This window comes from Bradyrhizobium sp. IC4060, assembly GCF_020193715.1.
Lineage (GTDB): Bacteria > Pseudomonadota > Alphaproteobacteria > Rhizobiales > Xanthobacteraceae > Bradyrhizobium > Bradyrhizobium yuanmingense.
Window position 1 is genome coordinate 1 of the sequence record NZ_JADYVJ010000085.1, and the last position, 443, is coordinate 443.

At 55.5% G+C, this 443-nt stretch carries 1 pseudogene; it reads right to left on the reverse strand.

Going from position 1 to position 443, the window contains the following annotated elements:
- Positions 1-88: 88 nt before the first annotated feature.
- Positions 89-443 (reverse strand): annotated as a pseudogene (gene yghX / locus I6F16_RS37595) (YghX family hydrolase); the annotation flags it as partial.

A 443-nucleotide genomic window follows, 5' to 3' on the forward strand; every position in this document is an offset into this window, starting at 1 on the left:
GATTTTCCATCGCGCCCTCCCAATCGTTATATAATAAATTATATAGCGTTTTTTTGAGCGAGCGGTAGCGCTATTTATGACGGTTGCGCTAGCGTAAATACTTCTCAAACCATGCCAGCGTGCGTTGCCAGGCCAGATCAGCCGCAGCCCGATCGTAGCGCGGCGTGGAATCATTATGAAAGCCGTGATTCACGCCCTGATAGAGATAGGCCTCGTAGACTTTATGGTGGTCCTTCAACGCCTGGTCATAGGCAGGCCAGCCTTCATTAATGCCGCTATCGAGGCCGGCATAGTGCAGCAGCAGCGGTGCTTTAATTTTATCAACCTCCTTCAGCGGCGGCTGGCGACCGTAAAACGGCACCGCGCAGGCCAGCTCCGGGATCGCCACCGCCGCCGCGTTGCTGACGCCGCCGCCGTAGCAAAAACCGGTGATACCGACCTTC